26 protein-coding genes are annotated in these 26,729 nt (G+C 32.3%); 17 read left to right on the forward strand and 9 right to left on the reverse strand.

Going from position 1 to position 26,729, the window contains the following annotated elements; translation table 11 throughout:
- Nucleotides 1-347 precede the first annotated feature (347 nt).
- The 5 genes from chrA (at nucleotide 348) to MHN29_RS15955 (ending at nucleotide 4,365) form a co-directional block, all read left to right on the forward strand.
- A complete protein-coding gene (gene chrA / locus MHN29_RS15935) occupies nucleotides 348-1,469 on the forward strand; it encodes a chromate efflux transporter (protein WP_235275516.1) in 1,122 nt (373 codons plus the stop codon).
- Between the two features lie 75 nt (nucleotides 1,470-1,544).
- Entirely contained in the window at nucleotides 1,545-2,777 is a 1,233-nt protein-coding gene (locus MHN29_RS15940) for a DEAD/DEAH box helicase (protein WP_235275517.1), read from the forward strand.
- Nucleotides 2,778-2,880: 103 nt separating this feature from the next.
- The gene (locus tag MHN29_RS15945) at nucleotides 2,881-3,210 is read left to right on the forward strand and encodes a helix-turn-helix transcriptional regulator (RefSeq protein ID WP_235275518.1); all 330 of its coding nucleotides are present in this window, start codon (nucleotides 2,881-2,883) and stop codon (nucleotides 3,208-3,210) included.
- A 49-nt stretch (nucleotides 3,211-3,259) separates the two neighbouring features.
- Nucleotides 3,260-3,727: a DUF6428 family protein gene (locus MHN29_RS15950; RefSeq protein ID WP_150899313.1), complete on the forward strand. Its 468-nt coding sequence runs from the start codon at nucleotides 3,260-3,262 to the stop codon at nucleotides 3,725-3,727.
- An 11-nt stretch (nucleotides 3,728-3,738) separates the two neighbouring features.
- On the forward strand, nucleotides 3,739-4,365 hold the full coding sequence (locus MHN29_RS15955; protein WP_235275519.1) for a low molecular weight phosphatase family protein: 627 nt from the start codon (nucleotides 3,739-3,741) through the stop codon (nucleotides 4,363-4,365).
- A 48-nt stretch (nucleotides 4,366-4,413) separates the two neighbouring features.
- On the opposite strand, the gene rsmG is transcribed toward MHN29_RS15955, so the two are convergent.
- Entirely contained in the window at nucleotides 4,414-5,043 is a 630-nt protein-coding gene (gene rsmG, locus MHN29_RS15960; RefSeq protein ID WP_150899315.1) for a 16S rRNA (guanine(527)-N(7))-methyltransferase RsmG, read from the reverse strand.
- Between the two features lie 145 nt (nucleotides 5,044-5,188).
- On the opposite strand from rsmG, the gene MHN29_RS15965 reads away from it, so the two are divergent.
- A complete protein-coding gene (locus MHN29_RS15965) occupies nucleotides 5,189-6,280 on the forward strand; it encodes an acyl-CoA desaturase (RefSeq protein WP_235275520.1) in 1,092 nt (363 codons plus the stop codon).
- Between the two features lie 26 nt (nucleotides 6,281-6,306).
- Nucleotides 6,307-7,494: a pyridoxal phosphate-dependent aminotransferase gene (locus MHN29_RS15970; protein WP_235275521.1), complete on the forward strand. Its 1,188-nt coding sequence runs from the start codon at nucleotides 6,307-6,309 to the stop codon at nucleotides 7,492-7,494.
- Nucleotides 7,495-7,554: 60 nt separating this feature from the next.
- Here MHN29_RS15970 and MHN29_RS15975 read toward each other — a convergent pair whose 3' ends face one another.
- Nucleotides 7,555-7,770, reverse strand: coding sequence for a hypothetical protein (locus tag MHN29_RS15975; RefSeq protein ID WP_150899317.1), 216 nt, complete (start codon nucleotides 7,768-7,770; stop codon nucleotides 7,555-7,557).
- Nucleotides 7,771-7,982: 212 nt separating this feature from the next.
- Nucleotides 7,983-8,465 carry a retropepsin-like aspartic protease gene (locus MHN29_RS15980; RefSeq protein WP_235275522.1) on the reverse strand — a complete coding sequence of 161 codons (483 nt, stop codon included), beginning with the start codon at nucleotides 8,463-8,465 and terminating at the stop codon, nucleotides 7,983-7,985.
- A gap of 76 nt (nucleotides 8,466-8,541) precedes the next feature.
- Between MHN29_RS15980 and MHN29_RS15985 the strand changes: the two genes are divergently transcribed.
- Both MHN29_RS15985 and MHN29_RS15990 read left to right on the forward strand, forming a co-directional pair.
- Complete coding sequence (locus MHN29_RS15985; protein ID WP_235275523.1) at nucleotides 8,542-9,306, forward strand: TatD family hydrolase; 765 nt, start codon at nucleotides 8,542-8,544, stop codon at nucleotides 9,304-9,306.
- Nucleotides 9,299-9,784 (forward strand): methylated-DNA--[protein]-cysteine S-methyltransferase, encoded by a 486-nt coding sequence (locus MHN29_RS15990; RefSeq protein WP_235275524.1) that lies wholly within the window; start codon nucleotides 9,299-9,301, stop codon nucleotides 9,782-9,784. The genes MHN29_RS15985 and MHN29_RS15990 overlap by 8 nt, the downstream gene beginning before the upstream one ends.
- Here the strand turns inward: MHN29_RS15990 and MHN29_RS15995 are convergent.
- A complete protein-coding gene (locus tag MHN29_RS15995) occupies nucleotides 9,781-10,227 on the reverse strand; it encodes a nucleoside deaminase (protein WP_235275525.1) in 447 nt (148 codons plus the stop codon). The genes MHN29_RS15990 and MHN29_RS15995 overlap by 4 nt on opposite strands.
- Before the next feature lie 94 nt (nucleotides 10,228-10,321).
- Here MHN29_RS15995 and MHN29_RS16000 point away from each other — a divergent pair, with 94 nt between their 5' ends.
- Entirely contained in the window at nucleotides 10,322-11,086 is a 765-nt protein-coding gene (locus MHN29_RS16000) for a UDP-2,3-diacylglucosamine diphosphatase (RefSeq protein ID WP_235275526.1), read from the forward strand.
- Between the two features lie 55 nt (nucleotides 11,087-11,141).
- On the opposite strand, the gene MHN29_RS16005 is transcribed toward MHN29_RS16000, so the two are convergent.
- The 5 genes from MHN29_RS16005 to MHN29_RS16025 all read right to left on the reverse strand — a co-directional run bounded on the left by MHN29_RS16005 (nucleotide 11,142) and on the right by MHN29_RS16025 (nucleotide 20,350).
- Nucleotides 11,142-12,470 (reverse strand): RagB/SusD family nutrient uptake outer membrane protein, encoded by a 1,329-nt coding sequence (locus MHN29_RS16005; RefSeq protein ID WP_235275527.1) that lies wholly within the window; start codon nucleotides 12,468-12,470, stop codon nucleotides 11,142-11,144.
- Nucleotides 12,471-12,483: 13 nt separating this feature from the next.
- Nucleotides 12,484-15,447 carry a SusC/RagA family TonB-linked outer membrane protein gene (locus MHN29_RS16010; protein ID WP_235275528.1) on the reverse strand — a complete coding sequence of 988 codons (2,964 nt, stop codon included), beginning with the start codon at nucleotides 15,445-15,447 and terminating at the stop codon, nucleotides 12,484-12,486.
- A gap of 280 nt (nucleotides 15,448-15,727) precedes the next feature.
- Nucleotides 15,728-16,525 (reverse strand): hypothetical protein, encoded by a 798-nt coding sequence (locus tag MHN29_RS16015; protein WP_235275529.1) that lies wholly within the window; start codon nucleotides 16,523-16,525, stop codon nucleotides 15,728-15,730.
- Between the two features lie 10 nt (nucleotides 16,526-16,535).
- The gene (locus MHN29_RS16020; protein WP_235275530.1) at nucleotides 16,536-17,408 is read right to left on the reverse strand and encodes a hypothetical protein; all 873 of its coding nucleotides are present in this window, start codon (nucleotides 17,406-17,408) and stop codon (nucleotides 16,536-16,538) included.
- 17 nt (nucleotides 17,409-17,425) lie between these two features.
- On the reverse strand, nucleotides 17,426-20,350 hold the full coding sequence (locus MHN29_RS16025; RefSeq protein WP_235275531.1) for a TonB-dependent receptor: 2,925 nt from the start codon (nucleotides 20,348-20,350) through the stop codon (nucleotides 17,426-17,428).
- A gap of 262 nt (nucleotides 20,351-20,612) precedes the next feature.
- Here MHN29_RS16025 and MHN29_RS16030 point away from each other — a divergent pair, with 262 nt between their 5' ends.
- The 7 genes from MHN29_RS16030 to MHN29_RS16060 all read left to right on the forward strand — a co-directional run bounded on the left by MHN29_RS16030 (nucleotide 20,613) and on the right by MHN29_RS16060 (nucleotide 26,706).
- Nucleotides 20,613-21,602, forward strand: coding sequence for a MoxR family ATPase (locus tag MHN29_RS16030; protein WP_235275532.1), 990 nt, complete (start codon nucleotides 20,613-20,615; stop codon nucleotides 21,600-21,602).
- 86 nt (nucleotides 21,603-21,688) lie between these two features.
- The gene (locus tag MHN29_RS16035) at nucleotides 21,689-22,018 is read left to right on the forward strand and encodes a hypothetical protein (protein ID WP_235275533.1); all 330 of its coding nucleotides are present in this window, start codon (nucleotides 21,689-21,691) and stop codon (nucleotides 22,016-22,018) included.
- Nucleotides 22,019-22,885, forward strand: coding sequence for a DUF58 domain-containing protein (locus tag MHN29_RS16040; RefSeq protein ID WP_235275534.1), 867 nt, complete (start codon nucleotides 22,019-22,021; stop codon nucleotides 22,883-22,885). It begins immediately after the preceding gene.
- Nucleotides 22,886-22,913: 28 nt separating this feature from the next.
- Nucleotides 22,914-23,831 (forward strand): BatD family protein, encoded by a 918-nt coding sequence (locus MHN29_RS16045; RefSeq protein WP_235275535.1) that lies wholly within the window; start codon nucleotides 22,914-22,916, stop codon nucleotides 23,829-23,831.
- Entirely contained in the window at nucleotides 23,818-24,825 is a 1,008-nt protein-coding gene (locus MHN29_RS16050) for a VWA domain-containing protein (protein WP_150899332.1), read from the forward strand. The genes MHN29_RS16045 and MHN29_RS16050 overlap by 14 nt, the downstream gene beginning before the upstream one ends.
- Before the next feature lie 3 nt (nucleotides 24,826-24,828).
- Entirely contained in the window at nucleotides 24,829-25,872 is a 1,044-nt protein-coding gene (locus tag MHN29_RS16055; protein WP_235275536.1) for a VWA domain-containing protein, read from the forward strand.
- Between the two features lie 6 nt (nucleotides 25,873-25,878).
- Complete coding sequence (locus MHN29_RS16060; protein WP_235275537.1) at nucleotides 25,879-26,706, forward strand: tetratricopeptide repeat protein; 828 nt, start codon at nucleotides 25,879-25,881, stop codon at nucleotides 26,704-26,706.
- Nucleotides 26,707-26,729 lie beyond the last annotated feature (23 nt).

Here is a 26,729-nt window from a genome sequence, read left to right on the forward strand (position 1 = left end):
ACCGCTACTAAAACAATACTCTTTTTAATTAAATTCATAATAATCCGTTTTATATAGTTACGAATATAGACACAGCCTCCCCTAATTATTGTAAATGAAATGTAAAAACGACTCCGTAAAGTCTATAATTCTCTAAAAACAAGACATAAAACCTTAAAAAACCATATAAAAACAGGAAAACAAGAACCTTTGATGAGTCGATTAACAGATGAATTTCCTTATTCTACTGAAAAGAACACCCTACTCACAGAAATATAAAGCGACTATATAAAATCGACTATATTGTTGGATAATAAATCTTTAGATTTGTAAGTACATAAAAAAAACTACAGCACAAAACATTGTAGATGTCTCAAAAAAACGATTTAAAAGAAATAGCAAAGCTCTTTTTTAAACTAGGAAGCATTGCTTTTGGCGGTCCAGCTGCTCATATTGCCATGATGGAAGATGAAGTAGTTAAAAAGCGTAAATGGATCACCCAAGAACACTTTTTAGATCTTATGGGAGCAACCAATTTAATTCCGGGACCTAACTCTACAGAAATGACCATGCACTGTGGACATGAAAAAGCGGGATGGAAAGGATTAATAGTGGCAGGTTTTTGCTTTATTTTTCCTGCGGTAGTCATCACCTCAATCTTTGCTTGGCTATATCAAGAATACGGACAACTACCCAAAGTAGAACCCTTTATCTATGGTATCAAACCAGCAGTAATAGCCATTATAGTAATGGCTGCTTATAGGCTAGGTAAAAAAGCAATAAAAAACACCCAACTAGCCATCATAGGAGCAATAGCTTTAGGCGCTTGCTTATTGGGAATAAATGAAATAGTTACCTTACTAGGCTGTGGATTGCTGGGCTTAGGCATCTATTTTGTAAAACAAAATGCTACAACCCTACCTAGCATTATGCCTTTGTTACTGTATCAAGCTAGCGACACATTCAATCTAAGTAACCTTAAAATATTCCTTACTTTTTTAAAAATAGGCGCAATTTTATATGGTAGTGGTTATGTATTGTTTGCTTTTTTAGATGCAGAATTAGTCGCCAATGGTTGGTTAACCAGACAAGCCTTAATAGATGCCGTAGCGGTGGGACAAATAACACCAGGGCCCGTTTTATCTACTGCAACTTTTATAGGATGGCAAATGAATGGACTATGGGGAGCAGTTGTAGCAACACTTGGAATCTTTTTACCATCATTTTTGTTTGTATGGCTATTAAATCCATTAATGCCAAAAATGAGGAAGTCTAAAACCATCCGTGCGGTTTTAGATGCAGTAAACGTGGCGGCAGTAGCTTTAATTATTGCGGTATGTATAGAAATGGCAAAAGACACTTTGGTAGATTGGCGTACAATAGTTATAGCCCTGCTTAGTTTAATTACAGTTTTTGGATTTAAAAAGCTAAACAGTGCATTTATAGTACTAGGGGGTTCATTCCTAGGCTACTTACTAACTTTTTTCTAAAAACGCCTTATTACATACGTGTAAATTAAATACCAAACGTTGTTGCATTTAAACTACCTTTGCAAAAAAGAATCAATGCAGTTTTCAGACTTACAGCTAAATAAATCTATTGTAAAGGCACTTACAGAAGAAAGATACCACAAACCAACCTTGGTACAGGAAAAAGCGATTCCAATAATCTTAGAAAAGAAAGATGTTATTGTTGCAGCGCAAACAGGTACGGGTAAAACTGCGGCTTTTGCATTGCCTATTATTCATCATTTAGCAAAAGAACCAGATGCTGAAAAAAGAGCGAAGAAAATAAAAGCATTAATTGTAAGTCCTACACGTGAATTGGCCATACAAATTGAAGAAAACTTTAAAACATACAGCAAATACACCAACTTAAGAACCACGGCTATTTATGGAGGTGTTTCTATTAAACCTCAAAAAGAGCTGTTAGCTAAAGGTGTCGATATTTTAATAGCTACTCCGGGTCGTTTTATCGATTTACACAAACAAGGCGATATTGATTTACGTATATTAAAAACCTTTGTATTAGATGAGGCAGATTTAATGCTAGACATGGGCTTTATTCACGATGTGAAGAAGATTGAAGAACTATGTCCTCGTAAAAAACAAACCTTGTTGTTTTCGGCAACCATGCCAGAGAAAGTTACACAGCTAGCTTCCTCAATGTTATACAAGCCAGAAACGGTTTCTGTTACGCCATCGGAAAGTACTTCAAACAACATTGGTCAGTTATTATACTATACACCAAAAAAGAACAAAGTAGATTTATGTTTGCACCTGCTTCGTAATACCATTAATGGACGTATTATTATTTTCAGACGTACAAAGTTTGGAGTAGATAAACTTGAAAAAACTCTTTTAAAGAACGGCTACAAAGCAACAAGTGTTCACGGCGATAAATCGCAAGCACTTCGTAACGAAGCCATCGAAAACTTTAAAAATAACAAAGTAAATATCTTAATTGCTACGGATGTTGCGGCACGTGGTATAGACATTAGTAAAATAGATGCTGTGATTAATGTCGACCTGCCTAACATTCCAGAAACCTATGTACATAGAATCGGTAGAACAGGTAGAGCAGGAAAATCGGGAATTGCCTTTTCTTTATGTAGCGCAGATGAAACTTCATACATCAAAGCCATTCAAGAATTCATAGGTAGATCTATAAAAATTGTTGAAGATCATCCTTTCGCTTTACAAAAACCAAAAAAGAAAAAGCAACCGAATACCATTAGCAAACACAAGAAAGGACGTAAATCTGAAGCGTCTAAGAAACGAAAAAAACGTTGGTACTAAACCACTTATAAATTATAACAACTTACGGATAACAAAAAATTATTGTTAAAAATGTGTCCGTTTTAAATATTAATCGTAATATTGCAATATAATAATTAAACGAATGGGACTTACCAAATCTGAAATATTCACTGCCGAACAAAATGAGCTTGCTAAAATAGCTAAAGCATTAGGGCACCCTGCTCGTATTGCTATTTTACAGTATTTGTTTAAAATGAATTCATGTGTTTGTGGCGATTTGGTAGAAGTAATTGGTTTAGCCCAACCTACAATATCACAACATTTAAAAGAATTAAAAAACTTAAACCTTATCAAAGGAAGTATTGAAGGAACTAGTGTATGCTACTGTATAAATCAGGAGCACTGGGAAAAAGTAAAATCCTTACTGAATAACTTTTTAGACTTTAATAGCAATTTAGACAGTTGCTGCTAAAAAAATTTACATCTATTCATCGTAATATTACAATTAAAAAATAACAGATATGAAATTATCAGAAATCAAAAACCATCTAGCAAACCTAAACACCATCGCTTTTCAATTACCAAATGGTGAATTAGTACCGAATCACTTCCACGTAACCGAAGTAGGTAAAATAACAAAGAACTTTATTGATTGTGGAGGTACTATTAGAAACGAAGAAGTGGTTAACTTCCAACTATGGAACGCCAATGACTACGATCATAGATTGCACCCAGAAAAATTGGTTCATATTATTGAATTATCAGAAAAAGCTTTAAACATTCCAGATTTAGAGATTGAAGTTGAATACCAAGGTGCTACTATTGGAAAATACGGATTGGATTTCGATGGAACGAATTTCTTATTAACGACCAAACAAACCGATTGTTTAGCTAAAGACAACTGCGGAATTCCTGAAGAGAAACCAAAGATGAAATTATCAGAATTACAAAGTCAATCGGCATGCGCTCCTAACTCTGGATGCTGCTAATAGAAAAGAATATGGAAGCAACAAAAACAACCGTCTTTTCTCAAATAGAGGAAACAATTGCCAATTTATCTGAAACTATTTCAGACAATAGAAAAGAAGTGCTACAACCGTTAATCGATTATATTCAACAAGGTGTAAACAACCACGAGTTGATTAATTTAAACTTCATCTGTACGCACAATTCTAGAAGAAGTCATTTATCGCAAATATGGGCACAAACCATGGCTTACTATCTAAACATTCCAAATGTTTATTGTTATTCTGGCGGAACAGAAGCAACGGCTATGAATAAGAATATAGTAGCAACATTGGTGCAGCAAGGATTTAAAATTCAAAGTTTATCGGAAACAGCAAATCCAGTTTATGCGGTAAAGTTTTCAGAAAACACGCAGCCTGTAATTGGTTTTTCTAAAAAGTACGATCATGAGTTTAATCCAGTAAATGAATTCTGTGCCATCATGACTTGTTCTCAAGCAGATGAAGGATGTCCTTTTATTGCAGGAGCAAACAAAAGAGTTCCTGTTACTTATGACGATCCTAAAGCCTTTGACAATACACCTTTAGAAAAAGAAAAATATGCTGAAAGAAGTTTAGAAATAGCTTCGGAGATGCTATATATTTTTAAATCTATTAAATAGCCCTGAGCTATTTAATAGATTTATATTTTGAAAGGTATGGTTTTACAACTATCCTTTGTATTTCATTGGTAAGTGTACTACTTTTTTAGTTTCAAAGAAGTCTTCTTCAAAGTAGTCAGGCAAATTGTAAATAGTTGCCGAAGTATATTTTTTTAACTCTTCAGTTAAGTCACCTCCTTTTAAGTAAAGGATTCCATTCTTTAAATCGTGCTCTTGCTTTTTAGCAATCTTTCCTTTGGTCCAACCAACAAAAGTTTCCATTTGAGCCACTGCTCTACTTACAATAAAATCGTAAGTATCTTTTACTTCCTCCACTCTACCGTGCGTAGTTTTTACGTTTTCTAGTCCTAAACCTTCAACAACTTCATTAACTACTTTGATCTTTTTTCCGATAGAATCAACTAAGTGAAACTGAGTTTCTGGAAATAAAATAGCTAAAGGTACCCCTGGAAAACCTCCTCCGGTACCAACATCCATTACCTTTGAACCCGGTTTAAACTGCATCACCTTAGCAATTCCTAACGAATGCAACACGTGACGCAAGTACAATTCATCAATATCTTTACGAGAAACCACGTTGATTTTCAAGTTCCAATCTTCATATAACTCTTGAAGTTTCGAAAACTGTTCTAGTTGTGTTTCTGTTAAATTGCTAAAATATTTTTTTATAAGCTCCATTAAGTGAATTTTTCGCTGCAAAAATAAAAAACTAATTCTTAATAGTCATTTATCTCATAAAAGATATGTTTCTTGTTAAAAAGTTCTCTTTGAGCAATAACCATCTAGTAAAAACGTTTATTTTTGCGGTTCAAACAAACAACAAATGAAGACAATAAACTTCTCAAGAATAGATAACGCAAAGTTTTTTAGAACACTAAACAAGCGTGTGAATTCATACTTCAAAGAAAATAATATTAAACGTACCGGAAACTGGAAATTATATTCGAAAGCAATTATAATGTTCGCCATTTTCTTAATCCCATTTATTTTAATCTTAACTGTAGATATGTCGCAGTGGATTAAGTTAGCGCTTACCGTTATTATGGGAGTTGGAATGGCTGGTGTTGGAATGAATGTAATGCACGATGCAAACCATGACTCTTTTTCTAACAAAAAGTGGTTAAACAAATTAATGGGAAGCAGTATTTACATTTTAGCTGGAAACGTATACAACTGGAAAGTACAACACAATGTTTTACACCACACGTATACAAACATTCAAGATCATGATGAGGATATTGATGCTGGTAGAATTATTCGTTTTTCAAAGCACGCACAGTGGTTATGGATTCATAAATTCCAAAAGTATTATTCAATTTTCCTTTACGGATTATTAACAATTAACTGGGCAATTACTACCGACATTAAGCAAATGCACAATTACTTAAAAAGAAAATTATCTTACGGAGAGTTCCCAAATCCAGCTACTGAATGGACTAAATTGGTAATTTCTAAGATTGTATACTATTCATTATGGATTGTATTACCAATTGCTGTATTAAACATTGTTTGGTGGAAAGTATTAGTAGGATTCTTTGTAATGCACTATACTGCTGGAATTATTTTAAGTGTTGTATTCCAATTAGCACACGTAGTTCCAAAAACAGAAATGCCATTACCAGATGAGAATGGAAATATGAAAAACACTTGGGCAATTCACCAGTTATACACTACGGCTAATTTTGCACCAAAAAACTGGTTAATTAACTTTTACACTGGAGGATTAAATCACCAAGTAGAACACCATATTTTCCCACACATTTCTCATATTCACTATGATAAATTAGCAAAGATTGTAAAGGAAACCGCTTTAGAGTTTAACCTTCCTTATAACGAGTATAAAACTACGCGAAGAGCTATTATAGAACACTTTAAGCACTTAGCTGAATTAGGAAAAAAACCACAACTGGCGTAAATAACAACACACTATACAACACACCAATGTCACAACAATTATCAGACAGAATTAACAGTTTACCTGTTTCACAAACTTTAGCCATGGCAGCTAAAGCAAGAGAGTTAAAAGCCGAAGGTAGAGACATTATTAGTTTAAGCTTAGGAGAACCAGATTTTAACACTCCAGACTTTATTAAAGACGCAGCAATTGAAGCTATTAATCAAGATTATAATTCATATACTCCTGTTGATGGATATGTTGAATTAAAAGAAGCTATCTGCGAAAAGTTTAAAAGAGATAATAATTTAACCTATGCTCCAAATCAGGTTGTAGTATCTACAGGAGCAAAGCAATCTATTGCCAATGTTGCTCAGGTATTATTAAATCCTGGTGATGAGATTTTATTACCAGCTCCTTACTGGGTAAGTTATTCTGCAATTGCAACTTTATGTGAAGCTAAATTTGTTGAAATCCCTTCATCTATTGATAGTGATTTTAAAATTACACCAGCGCAATTAGAAGCTGCTATTACTCCTAAAACTAAAATGATTTTCTTTAACTCGCCAAATAACCCTAGTGGATCTATTTATAGCGAAGAAGAATACAGAGCGTTAGCTAAGGTTTTAGAAAAACACCCTCAGATATATATCTTATCTGATGAAATTTATGAGCACATTAACTACGGTACAAAACCATTTAGTTTTGCTGCCATAGAAAACATGTACGATAGAACAATTACCGTAAACGGATTGGCAAAAGCATTTGCTATGACAGGATGGAGAATTGGTTTTATCGGAGCTCCTCAGTGGATTGCTAAGGCTTGTACTAAAATGCAAGGGCAAATTACTTCAGGAACTAACTGTATAGCTCAGAGAGCTGCAATTACAGCTGTTTTAGCAGAACCAAGCAAAGTACAATACATGGTTGATGAATTTAAAACACGTAGAGATATGGTTTTAGATTTATTAGGTGAAATTGAAGGATTTAAATTAAATGTACCAGAAGGTGCTTTTTATATTTTCCCAGACATTTCTGCTTTCTTTGGTAAAACTATTAGAGGTAAGCAAATTAACAATGCTAACGACTTTTCTATGTTATTATTAGAAGAAGCTAATGTTGCCTCTGTAACTGGTGAAGCTTTTGGTGCACCAAATTGCATTCGTTTATCTTATGCTGCTTCTGAATTACAGTTACGTGAAGCTATTAAAAGAATTAAAGAAGTTTTAAGCTAGAAATTAAAACATCCTATTCATATACAATCTCACTACAGCAATGTGGTGAGATTTTTTTTATTAAAAAACAATTACTACTAAAGCTAATACAAACATTGATACTTTTAAGATAGCTCCTGTTTCACTTGACAATTTTGTTCCTCGAGACTTTAATCGGCTTTTTACTCCATATAAAGACTGAGCCTTCATTGTACAGATGTTTTGTTGAATTTCTCTTTTGTAGGCGGACGTTAAAATTCCTCTTTCTAAAACTAAATTATTTACTGATGATTTCATGGTTGTTGATTTAAATTGATTACACAAATATGACGGTCAATAAAATCATTTGTTACACCAGTTTAAAATTCATTAACATTTAAAAACCTCAAAAATGAAGGGTGAATTTTAATCAAAACTCAGTAAATATGGTTTACGGAAATCGATACTATTCTCGAAAAAAAGCGCGTAAAAAAAATTAAATTTTAACCTTTTTTAACAAAAAACAGCGATTAAAAAGGAACCTTAATTAGCTTTTTTCGTTTCTTTTTCTTCAACTTTTTTAAATAAAGTACTTTCTTATCGTAATCGATAAAAGCTTTTCCAGCTTCTAAAATATCGGCACCAATAATTCCATCAACCTTTTCAGCATCATGCTGCGTTAAAGCTGTATTTACATGGGTTAAATCAAACAACACCAAATTACATTGATTGGTTTTCCACTTCCCTATTTTTAAAGAATTATCGTCGGACTTTTGTGTCTCCATATCAGTAGCACCGGCACCTGCAGCTTTCACTTCGCTTTCTTCAGAAATTAGTTTAAAATGCTCAATCAGGTCTAATCCAACACAAGAATTAGAAGCTCCTGTATCTAAAATAAATTTACCCTTTACACCATTAATCTCAGCATTTAACTCAAGGTGATTGGTTACAATCTTCTTAAGTTTTACCTTGATATATTTCTTTTTTCTTAATACTTTTTTCAAACTTGCCATTTCTCGTACTTTTGTCGCCACAAAGATACAACAATACAAATCACCTTTAGACTATTCAAAAGTCCTTTAACAAGTTATGATTACAGACACGCATACCCATTTATACTCAGAGCAATTTGATGAAGACAGAAACGAAATGATGCAACGCGCAAAAGATGCTGGTATTTCTCGATTCTTTATTCCTGCAATTGACAGTAGCTATACTGAAAGAATGTTAGACTTAGAAAAAAACTATCCTAACGATGTGTTTTTAATGATGGGACTACATCCTACATCTGTTAAAGAAAACTACAAAGAAGAGTTAGCCCATGTAAAAGAATGGTTAGACAAAAGAGACTTTTATGCTATTGGAGAAATAGGAATTGACTTGTATTGGGACAAATCTTTTTTAAAGCAACAGCAAGAAGCATTTAGAACACAAATACAATGGGCGAAAGAAAAAAAACTTCCTATTGTAATTCACTGTCGCGATGCTTTTGATGAAATATTTGAAGTATTAGAAACTGAAAAAGGTGATGATTTATTTGGAATTTTTCACTGCTTTACTGGTACTTTAGAACAAGCACAAAAAGCTATTTCATACAATATGAAACTAGGAATTGGAGGTGTAGCTACATTTAAAAATGGAAAAATTGACAAGTTTTTAAACCAAATTGAAATTAAGCATATAGTTTTAGAAACAGATTCTCCATACTTGGCTCCTACTCCTTACCGAGGAAAACGTAATGAAAGTAGTTATATAACAAATGTTATTGACAAACTAGTTGATATTTACGGATTAACTTTTGATGAAATTTCCAAAATTACAACTCAAAATTCTAAAGAAGTTTTTAGTGTCTAACTTACAAACCGCACATTATAAAACACCAATAGGTACAGCAAAGATTGTTGGAGATGAAAACGGAATCCAATCTATTTCTGTATTGGACGACGATACTATAAAAACCTCAACTGAGACTCCAATTCATTTAAAAGATTGTGTAGCTCAATTGGATGAATATTTCTCTGGAAACAGAAAAGAGTTTAATTTAAAACTGAATCCTCAGGGAACAGAATTTCAACAATCAGTTTGGGAAGAATTGTTAAATATACCTTTTGGAAAAAGTAGAACTTATTTAGAGCAAACAAAACAAATTGGCGATCCAAAAGCGATTAGAGCTGTAGCTTCAGCCAATGGGAAAAACCCTATTTGGATTGTGATTCCTTGTCATAGAGTTATAGGTTCCGACGGTTCTTTAACTGGATATGCTGGTGGTGTTTGGCGAAAAAAATGGTTGTTAGAACATGAAAGTGGTAGTAAACAACAGACACTTTTTTAGTTTAAGTTCCTTTTTTCAATAAAAAACTTTTTCAATAAAAAGCTACATTCTTCTTCTAAAACTCCAGAAACAACTTTGGTTTTAGGGTGAATTTTGGTATTCAATACACTAAAACCTAATTTAGGTTCGCTAGCTCCGTATACAATTTTTCCAATCTGTGTCCAATAACTTGCGCCTGCGCACATCTGGCAAGGTTCGAGGGTTACATATAAAACACAATCTCTTAAATACTTTCCTCCTAAGAAATCGGCAGCAGCTGTAAAAGCCTGCATTTCTGCATGTGCTGTAACATCATTCAACATCTCTGTTAAGTTATGCGCTCTAGCTATTATTTGGTCTTTAAATACAATTACTGCTCCCACTGGAACTTCACCTTTATCAAAAGCTTTTTCAGCCTCTTGCAAAGCTTTTTTCATAAAGTAAGTGTCATCAAATGGGTTCATAAGTATAAATTGAATGGATGTTTAAACAAATGTAGATAAAATTTGATTGTAGAGACTCTGCTTAAAATACTTATTTTTACCAAAAATTTCAAGTTTGATATCAATTAACACTTCTGAGAATACAAAAGTTTATTTCGCATCCGATCAACATTTAGGAGCGCCTACAGCTGAAGCCAGCTTTCCACGTGAGCAAAGGTTTGTGCGTTGGTTAAATGAAGTTAAAAAAGATGCTGAGGCTATTTTTTTATTAGGTGATTTATTTGACTTCTGGTTCGAGTATAAAACCGTTGTTCCTAAAGGTTTTGTTCGTGTCATGGGGAAACTTGCTGAAATTAAAGACAGTGGAATTCCTATTTATTTCTTTGTGGGTAATCATGATTTATGGATGACTGACTACTTTGAGAAAGAATTAGACATTCCTGTATACCACAAACCACAAGAATTTACCATTGACGGCAAATTATTATTAATTGGTCATGGAGATGGCTTAGGTCCAGGTGATAAAGGCTATAAACGAATGAAAAAGATTTTTACTTTTAAACCTTTTCAGTGGATGTTTAGATGGCTACACCCAGATTTAGGTGTACGCTTAGGTCATTACATGTCGGTTAAAAACAAATTGATTTCAGGTGATGATGACGCTAAATTTTTAGGAGAAGACAATGAATGGTTAGTTCAATATTGTAAACGTAAATTAGAAACGAAACATTACGATTATTTTGTTTTTGGTCACCGTCATCTTCCTTTAGAAATTAAACTACAAGAAAACAGTGAATATATAAACACTGGCGATTGGGTAAAGTATTTTACCTATGGAGTTTTCGAAAATCAAAAACTATCTTTAAAAGAATATAAATAAAAAGAGACCTCGTTTATGAGGTCTCTTTACTTTTATAACAACTAATTAAATTAGTTTAATTTGCATTCTCATTAAACGGAGTTGGGAAAGCATCAATAATATTATCTCCAGTTCTATCTAGAGGCACATAAGTAGCATTTAATCTATTTAATCTTCTTAAATCTACCCAACGATGTCCCTCTCCTAATAGAGAATATCTTCTTTGCTTTAAAACTTCTTCTAAAAGAGCATTATCATCATTAACATCAATATCAGCAGGAGAAACTAAACTCGCTAAACCAGCTGCATTTCTAATAACATTAATTGCATTTAAAGCAGTAGCATTGTTAGTTCCAATATTTGCTTCTGCAAACATTAATATTAACTCCTCATTTCTAATCAAATAAACAGGATCTGTATTACTTTTATAAACTGCTATTTGATGAGTTCCAGTTAATCCATCAAATGTAGCTGGAGATGACAATAAAAAAGCTTTATCAGTTACCCTTGTATCACCAGCTTCAGCATCATTAATCCAAGAATTATGAATTACAAACTCTTGACCAGACTGACCTAAAACATGGAATTGATTATTTAAAATATCATTACCAGTAGCACCAAACACGTGAGACGGCCCTGCCTTTAAAGCTCCAGCTAAATCAAAGAAAGAATCATTTAATAATGTTAACACCTTAGCCTTATCTCCTTGATATAGTGCAACTCTAGCAGCGATAGCTCTATTAAATCTTGAAAAAGTACTTGGCGTATCGAATCCAGCATATCCAGAACTTAAAGGAAAATCGAAAGTTGCAGATGCATTCGATAAATTTGTATTTGCTTCATTTAACAGATTATCAATTGCAACCAATGCCTCTGGGTAAGTTACAAATGGTCCTAAATTATCAGGATCACTAACATCTACTCTAATACCATTAGTATATTGGCGATTTGCCACCATTAAAAGTGAGTATGCTTTTAATGTTTTTGCGAATCCATAATATGAGTTTTTAACTTGATCTGAAAAACCTGCTGATGAATTCTCTACCGCAGTAATCATTACATTTGCTGCCTTAACTGCCCTATACCAAGCGGCATAAGATCTAGTTGTTAAAAATCCATTGTTATCTAAAGGCCCTTTTAAAACCTCTCCTGTATATCTAGGATCCGTTCCAGAAAGATCATAATACTCTCTAGCCAAATAGCTAACTGTATTGTAATGAAACTCTAAATCATTTCTAATTACAGCTTCTAAACCTACTGATAATAATTGTACATCTGCTTGACTTGCTCCTTCAGAAAAACTCTCTACTGTTGGCGCATTAGGGTTTGCAATATCTTCTAACTCACAGCTAAAAAACACAAAAACCGAACATAATAAAATAGTTTTTAAATATATATTTTTCATAATAACCTATGTGTTAAAAATTAATATTTACATGGAAGTTGATAAACTTAGAAGCTGGATATGGTGTTACCTCCACATTATTTGCTAAAACATTATTTCCAAAATTTGAAGCTTCTGGATCATAACTGTTATAATCAAATATATTTATCAAGTTTCTACCTGAAACACCAACTTTTACCTTTTGTACCCCCTTAAACACACCATCGTTAAATGTGTAATACAATCCTACTTCACGTAGCCTTATATATCCTGCATCTTCAATTAACGGCTCTGGATTTGCAAAAGCTTGACTTGCTCTATAGGCTCCATTAGTTAAAGTTCCTGATGGATCTAAACCAACATCATCATAATCCCAAGTTGTACCTGCTAAATCATATAATAACGTAGTTAAGTTAATTGCATCTCCTCCCTTTTTCCAATGCCATAAGAACGATAAGTCAAAGTTTTTGTATCTAAATTGATTTTGCCATGATAATTGAAAATCTGGCTCTGCATTTCCATATACAAAAAAGCCATCGCCTTCAGGGTCTCTTCTTGCTATTTCTTCTGCTGTAAATTGACTAGCGTCATAAGTTCCAACTATTTGTGTAGCACTAAAACCTTCTTGAATATAAAAAGTACCTAATGACGAAGCGAAACCTCCTTCTGTAAATGCTGGAACATCAAGCTTTGTTATTTTTGATTTATTCTTCCACCACTTTAAATTTGAACTCCATGAAAAATCATCATTTTCTATAATATTTGCATTTAAAGCTATTTCAATACCATTATTCTCTAATTCTCCTGCATTTTTCACCTCTGTAACAAAACCAGATGATGGTTCTTTATTCGTCTCAATTAATAAATCTTCAACTTTTTTATTATAGAACGTTAATTCAAAATTAAATCTATTATCAAATAAACTAAAGTCCACACCATATTCTAACTCTTTTTGTCTCTCTGGGCCTATATTAGGGTTTCCTTTAAAATTACCTGGAGCTAAACCTGAATTCCCATCAATTAATTGACCTGTCATAGTAGTAAATCGATCTCTAAAGTTTGAAAATCTTCCCGCTTCTCCATAAGCAATTCTTGGTTTAAAAGAACTTATTTCTTCAAAACTCCAAAAATCGAACTTATGTAAATTAATAGCTAGGTTAGCCTTTGGATAATAATACATTTTATCTGCATCACCATTGTTTGTCGATTTATCTCCTCTCATACCAATGGTACCTATAATTTTGTCCTTATAGTTAATTTCTTCTTGTACAAAGAAACCTTTATCTTTTTGTAATGTTATGTTTTGTTGCGTAGAAACACTTTCAGACTGCCCTAGATTTGTTTGAGATCCATTTAAACCTGTTGCTATTGTAATTACAGTATTACGATCAAAGTCTTGAAAAAATGATCCTGCTTGTGTTGTAAAGCTTAAACCATTATCTAAATTTAAGTTATGTACAAAGAAAGCTGATAAATTGTAGTTTGTATTAACAGTTGTTCCTGAAATAGCAGCTCCTCTTAACGATGTTGGAGATCTAAAATAAGACAATGCTCTTGGGAAAATACTAGTTGTTCTTAATGTATATTGATCAAAACCTCCTTGTAATACTAATTTCAACTTGCTTTTACCTGTATCAAATATTTTAGCATTAGTTGTAATACTTCCAATAAACCTATTTACATCTTCTCTATTTGTTGTAATAGCTACTGTTTCTAACACATTTGAACCTGCTCCTCCAGATGGATAAACTCCATCTACTGGAGATAAGTTTTCCCATGGATATGTAAATGCTAATGCATATCCTACTGTTCTGTTCGCATTACCATTGTTAAAAAAACCTCTATCCGCTCTTGAATTGATATAATTAGAAGTTACATACATATCTAACCAATCATTAAACTTCTGTCCAATATTTAAACGAACTGCAGCTTTTTTATATCCTGTATTCTCTACTAATCCAGGCTCATCTTTATAAGTAACCCCAAAGAAGTAATCATTTTTTTCACTTCCTCCTGATGTTGTAAAACGAGTTGTAGTTGAAATTCTAGTATGGTCAAATAATTCAGCTTCGTAATCTCTTAACGTAGGGTTTGCTGGACCTCCTAAAGCTGTTATCTCTGCTTGGTCCCAATCTCTAAGTCCTAATAATCTTGTTGGACTTCTAAGACCTACAGTTTGAGAAAACGAAACTCTTGGTTTTCCTTTCTTACCTCTCTTAGTTGTAATAATAACCACCCCACCAGCAGCTCTAGATCCATAAAGTGCTGCAGCCGATGCTCCTTTTAATATTTCAACATTTTCTATATCCTCAGGATCAATATCTGCAATCCTATTAGATGCATCATCTTGATTTGTTGACGGATTACCTCCTCCTGCTGCTTCACTGACAATATTATTTCCAGATGATACAGTAGAGTTATCTACATAAACTCCATCAACTACGAAAAGAGGCTGCTGATCTCCAAAAATTGAAGTAACCCCTCTTAACCTCATAGAAATACCTCCTCCTGGAGCTCCTGAGTTTGCTTTAATTTCAGCACCTGTAAACTTACCTGACAGCGCACTATCAAATCCTGACTGAGCTGTTACCTGAGTTAAATCTGCAGCAGATATTGTAGAAACAGTATTTGCTAAGTTTGACCTTTTCGTTGATGTTGCCAAACCTGAAATTACCACCTCATCTAAAATAGAATTATCTTCTTTCAGTACTACATTTATCATCAAACTATTAGCAGTGACTTGCTGCTCTACTGTTGTGAAACCGAGTGACGAAAAAACTAATGAGGTGGGGATTTTTTTAACATTTAATGAAAACTCTCCCACATCATTTGTGGTTGTTCCATTAGTAGTTCCTTTTTCAATAACATTTACAAATGGTATACTTTCACCATTTACATCTGTTACTTTTCCTTTAATTGTTTGCCCATAAATCCAGTTGGAAAACAAAAAAAAGAATGCATTTAGTAGCAGTATTTTGCTAATAGATATTTTCTTCATAAAAATAAAGGTTATAGTTAGTAATAGCTAAATTTCGTTTTTTTGTTTTTAAAAAACAAATTATAACACCCTTATTTTCAGTAACAAAGAGTTTCACCCCTGTTTAAAACACTCATTCCTATTATAAAAAAACAACCAAAAACCTATACATATTCAACTATTAAAAAGCAGGAATTCTTCCATAATTATTAGAATTACATCTAAAATTAATAAACTCTAAAAAACAAAAAAGTCGCCTAAAATTATAGGCGACTAATTAATGAGAACGTTATTTTAATTATTAAAATAAAACTTGCTCTAAATCTATAGTTACTGCTCCAGTACCTGCATCAGTTGATTTTGTTATTTTTATAAAATCAGCAACAGTAGTGTATCCAAAGAAACCTCCAGGAGTAGCTCCAACTAAATTACATGTATAATCTGTTTCTGTTGTTCCATTAAGTACATTAACATAACACTCAATAGAGTTATTATTAACTGTCCATGGTAAAATTGCAAAGAAATATTCTCCATCCGCAACATTATCAGGTAAAACAGCTATCTCAGTAGTTGACGTTGTACTTGTAGAAAGATTTATTCCTGTTACTGCTGGTGTTTTAACTATAGTTCCACAATCTAGGTCACTATCGTCACCCCAAGTAAAAGTAAATACAACCGTATTTTCTCCTTTGATTATTTTTAATTCATTTAAATCTTTAGAGATTTCTGGTTTTACACTATCTACATTAGCATTTATAATTTTTAAGTCTACTAATTTTATAGTTCTAACATGTACATCAGGATCAGACATATCAACAGTAATTGTTACATCTTGACTTCCTTGAGTAACATCAACAGACATATCTTCTCCATCTAGAGTATATGCTAATCTAGAAAAACTAGTTACAGGACTCGTAAAAGATATTACCGCATCATAACTAGTTTCTGTAGTCATTATACGTTTTATTTTCGCTTCTGTCTTTGCAGTAATACTCGTTACTTGCTTAACAGCTATTGCATCATCATCATTAACCGCACAAGAACTCAATAAAAGCATTGCACAAATTAATAAAGAACTTATTTTATATATATGTTTCATTTTAATTAGCTTATAATTTGATTATTGTGTAAGTTACTTTACTACCATAAGTTACCTTATTGATTTTATACCAAATATCTGGCTCACCATTTGCTGCTGCTGTAGCGGTTGTTTCTAAACTTGTTAAAAGAACCTCACTCTTACCTCCAGAGAAATTAAGTGATAAAGTACAAGGAATATTATAAGGGGTTGCGATATCATAATTATCTAACCCTAAAAAATAATCTCCATCTGCTAAAGCTTGTGTAATAGTAACTTCTTCTGGTTGAGAAAACCAACTATTAGCAATAACCGTAGAAGTAATTTTAGCTTCTGACCTTAAATATAAATCTAAATCTTCAGAACCTGGCCAATCTAATACAATGTCCATATCTCCAACTGGCACCTCTACTACAAGAGGTAAAGTATCGTATACATTAATCGTTCTTTCGCTACTCTTATTATTTAAAGTTATAAAATACTTTATAAGAGTTGTAGAAACACTTAAATTTTTAATTGAAACATTATATATTTCTTCAGCGTCTGCAACAGTATCATCAGCAAACGTGAATGTTACAGTTGCAGAAGTTTCTCCTGCTGGTATTTTCACTTCACCGTATGAAACCTCACCTACACCACTCGTAGACTCCGTAGAACCATCTGAAGATGTTATATCAAAAACTACCACTCCATCTACTGGTAATGGCTTAGACAAACTAACTTGATAAGTAGCTGTACCTCCATTTTCCAATACAGTTGTTTTTAAATTTGTATCACTAAAACCAATGACTATTTGCTCTGTAGCAGTAGCAATCCCTTCAACAGGGTCGGTTGTTTCGCTCTCACAAGAAACAAATCCAAGTGAAAGCAACAATATATATATAGATAATTTTATTTTTTTCATTTCTTCTGTAATTTATATTACTTAATAACAAAGTTTAAACGAGCAAATAAGAATCTACCTCCGATTCCAAATTGTTGTGCTCTACGTGACCAATCGAAACGCCCACTACTTCGGTTGTTTCCTCCATCTCCTAAAGCTTGTGCTGCTCTATCTGGATATACATCTAAGATATTGTTTGCACCTACAGTAAATGTTAATTCTTCCGTAGCTTTAAACCCTATAGATAAATCTGTTACAACTTTTCCTCCAAATACTTGTTGTCTACTAACATTAGTTGTTGCTTCAGTTACTTCACCAAAGTATACATTTCTTAAAAACACATTAAATCTCTTTGTACTTAAAGTGTTTGATAAGTTCACCTTAGTTCTTGGTACTGCCTCTTCTAAATACACTCTACTATCTTCTGGGAAGTAAGTATCTATTAAGCCTGCATTTGCTATTTGTTCTGAACTATGAATATCATCTACTTGCTTTGTTTTTGAGAACGTAGCTGATAAGTCTGACTTTAAACTCATTTTATCATTTAAAGCTGCTTTATGTGTAATAACGATATCAATTCCTTTCGACTCTGTATCAATTGCATTGGCAAAAAATGATGCTGCAGTTGCATTCGCCTCTCTAAGTAATTTACCAAATTCAGAATCAGAGTCATCATTTGGATTAGAGTTAGTATCATTAGTTCTGAATTGACCAGTATAAACTACTCTATCTTCAATTCCTACCCAATAACCATCTACAGTTACCTTTAAGTTTGCTGATGGAATTTTAGCAGTAAAACCTAAACTTATACTTGCAGACTCTTCTTGCTTTAACTTAGGAATTCCTAATAATTGTGCTACTCTACTATCATTTGAGAAAGTCCCTACTTCTTCTGGATTTCCGTTTTGTCCAAATAATGTTGAAGTAGTACTAAAATTTAACTGGTGTAAAGATGGAGCTCTGAATCCTGTATTAAAAGCTGATCTAATATTTAAATTTTCATTTAACTTGTAACGTCCAGAAACTTTATAATTAAATGTAGAACCAAAATCGCTATAGTTTTCAAAACGTCCAGCTAATCCTACTAATAATTTATCAGTTAAGTCTGCCTCAAAATCTAAATAAGTAGCAAAACTACTACGGTCTCTTGACAATTCATTCTTAGCATTAAACCCAGGGAAAACTTGTGATCCTCCTGGTCTTGGGTTACCAAAGAAATCTACTGATGCAGTTGTAGTTGCTGTTACTGGCAATCCATTTGCATCATATTGAGTATAAGATTCTTCTTCACCGGCTACGATTTCGTATAATTCTTTTCTAAACTCTGCTCCAAAAGCAACGTTTAATCCATTAAAAATATCTTTATAATTATTCGATAAATCTAAATTAGTCGTGTTTTGAGAAAAAGCAAAACCTCCAGCGTCAAAACGCGTTGGTGAATTATTCAACATAGAAGCATTTGAAGTATTTGAAATTTCAAATAAGAAAGAGTTTCTACCCCAAGTATTACTTAAATCTACATCCCATTCTTTGATCTTTCCTTTAATTCCAATAGCAAAAGACATATCGCTTATTTTTGAATTAATTTCTGGTAAAAATCCATTAATATAAAAAGGTGTGTAAGTTCTCGATTGACTAGGCAAACGATAGAAACCAGCAGAGTTTCCTATCCTTGAGCTAATACCTGCAAATGAGTATAATTCTGTACCTTCTTCATCAATAGGTAATGACATATTTGCAAAGAAACGACCTCCTCTAAGTGCCGATTGACCTACACGCATTGTAAAGTCTGTTCTATCCAAACCACGAACAGCAAGTTCTGCTTCAGTAGTATCAAAATTTAATAATCCTCGAAGATCTTCTACTGTAGTAGCATTATTTATTGCACTCTTAGTTGCTAGATCAAAATGCGTTACCCCTTGCGCCGCAAATTGAATATCAGCTATAGATAAATTAGCAATATCTAATCCTGAATTGTTAGCTACCCATTCTACAGAATTATAGGCATTAAAGATAGTGCCTTCATACTCTCTCATACGGTTGTATGGATTTCTGAAATCAAAATCTCCAGTAAAGTTTATAAAACCTCCTTTATCCCCTAGATTGATTCCATAGTTCGCAGATACATTAACACTTTCTCCGTCAATACCTCCAGTTTGCTTATCAGAGTTTTTTGAAACATGAGCTCCAGAAGTAACAGCTAAACTTAACTCATTTGTTTTGTTGTTAAGTACAATATTGATTACCCCTGCAATTGCATCAGAACCATATTGCGCTGCAGCACCGTCTCTTAGAACTTCAATTCTTTTAATTGCAGCTGCTGGAATAGCATTTAAATCGGTACCTACACTTCCTCTACCAAATGTTCCATTTACGTTTACTAAAGAAGAAGTATGTCTTCTTTTCCCGTTAATTAACACCAATACTTGATCTGGCCCTAATCCTCTTAAAGAAGCTGGATCAATATGATCAGTACCGTCAGAAATTGTTTGTGTATTTGACGAAAAAGAAGGAGCAACATAATTCAAGATTTGGTTCAAGTTAACTTGTGGTGATGTTGCTGTTAATTCAGCTACATCGATAATGTCTACTGGTACGGGGGTATCTATCGCTGTTCTTGACTTGTTTCTTGATCCTACTAAAACTACTTCGTCTAAACTTTCACTTTCTTCTTTTACTTCAATAGTAACATATTGAGTAGAGCTAATTTGTTTTTCTACTGTTTTAAAACCTATAGAAGAGATTACTAGTGTTGTAGGAATTTTCTTTACATTAATTGAAAATTCTCCTTTGTCATCGGTTGTTACACCGTTAGTGGTTCCTTTTTCTAAGACATTAAAAAAGGGTAATGGTTCTTTGTTTTCATCAACGACCAACCCTTTCACTGTTTGTGCAGTCATAGAAATTGCTACAAAAAATATACTAAAAAATAGAATTTTTTTGAATAGTGAGTTTTTTTTCATGAACTATTGTTTAAATTTAATTAGTTCAACAAATATTTAAATATTATACACAAAAAACAATGTTTTAATGCATTTTATTTAAATAAATAACAAAATAGATACTCAATCACCATAAAATTAACTTTTTTAACAACTAAATACACAAAACACTCGTTTTTTCTACATAATCCTTTTTTTTGGTTTAACCTTACTTTAACAACACTTATTTTCTTATTATTGTAGCTTTGTTTCACAAAAATTCAAAATATATATTTCAATTCATATGGATATAGATGTTAGAGCTATTAATGAAAAAATAGAAAGAGAGAGTGCTTTTGTAGATTTACTAACTACAGAAATGAATAAAGTTATCGTAGGTCAGAAATATATGATTGAACGATTACTTATTGGACTTTTAGGTAACGGACATATCTTATTAGAAGGTGTTCCTGGATTAGCAAAAACACTTGCAATAAATACATTATCAAAAGCTGTTCAAGCAAGTTTTAGCCGTGTACAATTTACACCTGACTTATTACCGGCAGATGTTGTTGGTACTATGATATACAATGTAAAAGAAAATGATTTTTCTATTAAAAAGGGTCCAATCTTTGCTAATTTTGTTTTAGCTGATGAGATTAACCGTGCTCCTGCTAAAGTACAATCTGCATTACTTGAAGCAATGCAAGAAAGGCAAATCACTATTGGAGATGAAACTTTTAAATTAGAAGAACCATTTTTAGTAATGGCAACTCAAAATCCAGTAGAACAAGAAGGAACTTATCCACTTCCTGAAGCACAAGTTGATCGTTTTATGTTAAAAACTGTAATTGACTATCCTAAATTACAAGACGAACAAATAATAATGCGTCAAAACTTAAACGGAAGCTTTGGAAAAGTTAACCCTGTTGTTTCTGTAGAACAAATTATAAAAGCGCGTCAAGTTGTTAACGAAGTATACATGGATGAAAAAATTGAGAAATACATTCTTGATATCATTTTTGCAACTCGTTACCCTGAAAGATATAACTTAGAAAAATTACAACCTTTAATTAGTTTTGGTTCTTCTCCTCGTGGAAGTATTGCATTAGCTAAAGCTGCTAAATGCTATGCTTTTATTAAACGTAGGGGTTATGTTATTCCAGAAGATGTTAGAGCGGTTGTAAATGATGTTTTACGTCATAGAATTGGAATTACATACGAAGCAGAAGCTGAAAACGTTACATCTATAGATATTATTAATTCAATTATAAATGAGGTTCAGGTACCTTAACCAATAACACCTACAAATACACAAAACAAAACCATAACTATCTAACTCAACTAAGCAAAAGTTTTACCCCCTTAAACAAAGCTAATATGAGATTTAAATTAACAACGTACAAAACGTTAAATGGAACAAAAAAAATTTTAGAATTAAGAAGAAGAAAAAGTACAGAAGCTATTATTTACAAAGATGATTCCCCGTCTTTTTACGTAGATTGTTTTGATTTACAAACTGAATCTAACGTAATAATGAATAGCTTAGTACTATGCCAACAAAGAAAGTTAGATGAAGTAATTAGAGAAATTGGTAAAAAGAACAATGTAAATTTATCTATACAAAAAGCACCTTTATTATCTATAAAACAAGATGCTGAGTATACAGATTTAGATTTACCACCTTTACCAGAAGCTTGGTTAAATTAAATGAACACAAAAGAATTACTAAAAAAAGTTCGGAAAATAGAAATTAAGACACGTCGTTTGTCTAATCATATTTTTGGAGGAGAATACCACTCGACCTTTAAAGGTCGTGGTATGACCTTCTCTGAAGTACGTCAATACCAATATGGAGATGACATTAGAGCTATTGACTGGAATGTTACTGCGCGTTATAACGAACCTTATATAAAGGTTTTTGAAGAAGAACGCGAATTAACCATGATGTTGGTTGTTGATATTTCTGGTTCTGAATTTTTTGGTACTACTAATCAATTTAAAAAAGACACAATTACAGAGATAGCTGCAACTCTCGCTTTCTCTGCTATTCAAAACAATGATAAAGTTGGTTTAATTCTATTTTCTGATCAGGTAGAATTATTTATCCCTCCTAAGAAAGGGAAGAGTCATGTTTTAAGAATTATTCGAGAGTTGATCGAATTCAATCCAAAAAGTAAACAAACTAATATTAGCGAAGCATTAAAATTCTTATCTAATATTATGAAAAAGAAAGCTATTGTATTTATGCTTTCTGATTTTATGGATGATGATTACGAGCGTACACTAAAAATTGTTGGAAACAAACACGATGTTACAGGCATTCGTGTATATGACAAATCTGATGAAGAAATTCCTAATTTGGGTATGGTACCGATGGTAGATGCTGAAACAGGAAAAATGCAACTAGTAAATACTAGTTCAGCATCAGTAAGGAATCAATACAAAGCAAATGCCTTACGATTATCTGATTATTTCGAAACTACTTTTACAAAAAGTGGTGCAGGAACAATTAATACACGTGTGGACGAAAGCTATGTAAAAAAGTTATTAGGTTATTTTAAACGAAAAGGTTAATTGTCTACTTTAACAAAGACAGTATAAAATGAGAAAAAAATTATTCTACATCCTCTTACTAATTTCTTCTATTGGATTTTCACAATCTAACAAAGTTCAGGTTGAAGTTGATACAACCAATATTAGAATTGGTGAACAATTTCAATATAAAATCTCTGTTGATGATACTGAAAATGTAATTATCCCTAAATTAAGTAACCTTAAAGGATTAGAAGTTGTCGATACTTTAAAAATAGATACTATTAAAAACAAACTAGTTCAAAAATATATTTTAACCGGTTTTGATAGTGGCTCATTTTATATACCACAACAACAAATTTTTATAAAAAACCAGGCTTATTTAACAGACAGTTTACTTATCAATGTAGCTACTGTAGCTATTGACACTACAAAGATTAAAAAATTCCCTATTAAAGGAATCAAAGGAGAGCCTTACCAATTTGATGACTTTAAAAATTATATTTATTGGGCTATATTCATATTAATACTTATTGGCTTAATAATCTATTACTTCGTTTTCAGAAAGAAAAAAGAAAAACAAGAAACAATTGTTGTACCACTATTACCTCCTTATGAAGAAGCAATTCAAAAGCTTCAAGAATTGGATAGTAAGTTATTATGGCAAAACAACCATGTTAAAAAATATTATAGTGAATTAACAGGAATTGTAAGATCTTACATAGAAAGAGAATTAAATATTCCTGCGCTAGAAAGTACAACTGATGAATTAATTGACACCTTAAAAGATTTTGACGAAACAAAGTCTATTGAGACAACTAAAGAAACAATTCAAAAGTTAAAAGAATTATTACAAGAATCGGATTTAGTAAAATTTGCGAAATCAAAACCTTTATCTCATGAGATTGAGCAAGATCGTAAAGACGCTAAAAATGTAATAGATAATTTAAAACCTAAAAAAGAAGAAGTAGAAGATGAAGTGGAATAATTTTGAATTTCATAGCCCTGAATTTTTATGGTTATTAATTTTAATTCCTCTACTTGCTTTTTGGAATTATTATTCAAGAAAAAAAGACAGCGCTCATTTAACAATCTCAAGTATAAAAGGGTTTAAAGTACAAGGCTCTATTTTACCTAAACTTAAACCATTATTATATCTCTTAAGGCTTTTAGCTTTAACCTGCTTAATTGTTGCTTTAGCTCGACCAAGAAATGTAGCTGTTAGTAAAAAAACAAAAACAAACCGAGGTATAGATATTGTTATGGCAATTGATGTATCTGCTAGTATGCTTGCAAAAGATTTAAAACCAAATCGTTTAGAAGCTCTTAAGCGTGTTGCTACCGATTTTGTTAACAGAAGGCCTAATGATCGTATAGGTATTGTTGTATACGCAGGTGAAAGTTTTACCCAAACTCCAATTACCAGTGACAAATCAATTGTAAAAAGAACCATTTCAGATATTAGATGGGGACAACTTGAAGGCGGTACAGCAATTGGAATGGGACTTGGTTCAGCAGTAAACAGATTAAAAGAAAGCAAAGCCAAAAGTAAGGTTATTATTCTTCTAACTGATGGTGTAAATAATGCTGGTTTTGTTGATCCTAAAACAGCTACCGAATTAGCAAAAGGAAACAACATTAAAGTTTATACTATTGGAATAGGAACTAACGGAATGGCTCCTTTCCCTTGGGCAAAAGATCCAAGAACTGGAAAAATATCATTCAGAAACCAACAAGTAGAAATTGACGAATCTTTACTAAAACACATAGCTAAAGAAACTGAAGGAAAATATTTTAGAGCAACTAACAACTCTAAATTAAAAGCTATTTATGATGAAATAGATAAGCTTGAAAAAACAAAAATAGAAGAGTTTAAATATTATAATTATACTGAAAAATACAGATTCCTTGTATTCTTAGCTGGTATCTTTTTATTATTAGAATTCGTATTAAAAAACACATTATTTAAAAGTTTTATATAAACAATGTATCGTATAGAAGAACCAATATATTTTTCCTTTTTTGCAATTATTCCAGTAATAATTGTTGTTTTTCTGTTGGTTTTATGGTGGAAAAAAAGAACTCAAAAAAAATTCACAAACAAAGAACTATTAAATAAAATAGCTCCAAACACCTCTACATTCAAATCTGTTTTAAAATTGGTGTTTTTTATCATTGGAATTTCTTTTTTAATCATATCTCTAGTAAACCCTAAAATGGGAACTAAGTTAAAAACGGTAAAAAGAGAAGGTGTTGATGTTGTTTTCGCTCTTGATGTATCTAAGAGTATGTTGGCAGAAGACATAGCTCCTAACAGATTAGAAAAATCGAAACAGATTATTTCTAAAATCATAAACAAACTAGGAAGTGACAGAGTTGGTATCATTATTTATGCAGGAAATGCTTATCCTTTACTACCTATTACTACAGACCATGCAGCTGCAAAAATGTTTTTGCAAAATGCAAATCCTGATATGGTTTCAAGTCAAGGAACCGCTATTAATGAAGCTTTAACCTTAGCCAAAACATATTATAATAACGACGAGCAAACCAATCGTTTTTTAATTATTATTTCAGATGGTGAAGATCATCAAGAAGAAACCAAGCAAATTGCTCAAAATATAGCTAACGAAGGTGTAAAAGTATATACCATTGGTGTAGGTACTGAAAAAGGAGGGCCAATTCCTATCAAATTAAATGGCGCACTTATTGGTTATAAAAAAGATAGAAAAGGAGAAACTGTAATTACTAAAAGAAAACCAGATGTTTTACAAGGTATTGCAGAAGCTTCAAATGGAGAATATATTGATGGAAACAAAACTGAAAATCCAGTTAACACCATTGAAAACATTATAGCGAATGCTCAAAAGAGCGAATTTGAAACCAAGCAATTTTCTGACTATAAAGATCAATTCCAATGGTTTTTAGGAATAGGTTTATTGTTTTTAATTATTGATTTATTTTTCTTCGAAAGAAAAACGAAGTGGGTAAAGAAAGTAGACTTATTTAACGAAGAATCTAAAAAGTAAATGAAGATGAAAAGTTTACATTATATTTTATTTTTAGTGCTATTTTTTACCGCTGTTATTACCAGCAACGCACAACAAGATACTTTAAAATTACAGCGAGAAGCAAGAGCTTTATTACGTGAAGGAAATAAACTATACAATAAGCAAAAATTTGATGATGCTGCTATTGCCTATCGTAAAGCCTTAGGTAAAAATAGTAGATATGAAAAAGCTAGTTACAATTACGGGAACACTTTGTATCAAGGCAAAAAATTCAAAGAAGCTGTTGCTCAATTTGAAGTAACCACCAAAACATCAAAAGATAAATTTGCTCAGGCAGAAGCATATCACAATATTGGAAATGCAATGATGGAGCAAAAACAATATCAACAAGCTGTTGATGCATTTAAAAATGCTTTAAGAAGAAATCCTGGTGACGATGAAACTCGTTACAACTTGGCAGTTGCGCAAAAGAAATTAAAAAAGCAACAACAAAACCAAAAGAACAATAAGGATAAAAATAAAGACAAAAAAGATCAGAATAAGAAAGATCAAAAAAATAAAGACGACAAAGACAAACAAAAAGACAAGAATAAAGACAAAAAAGGCGACGACAAGGATAAAGATAAAAAGGACCAGAATAAGGATCAAAAAAATAAAGATCAGAATAAACAGCCTAATAAAAACGACAAAAAAGACCAAAAGCAAAAGCCTCAACCTCAACAGGGAAAAATGTCGCCTGAGCAAATGAAGCAATTGCTGGAAAGTTTAAACAACGAGGAGAAAAAGACGCAAAAGAAAATGAACGTTAAAAAGTCAAAAGGAAGAAAGGTAAAACAAGAAAAAGATTGGTAATTTACCAACATTTAAAATCTTAA

This window comes from Tenacibaculum sp. Cn5-46 (genome assembly GCF_022347705.1).
GTDB classification, from domain to species: domain Bacteria; phylum Bacteroidota; class Bacteroidia; order Flavobacteriales; family Flavobacteriaceae; genus Polaribacter; species Polaribacter aiptasiae.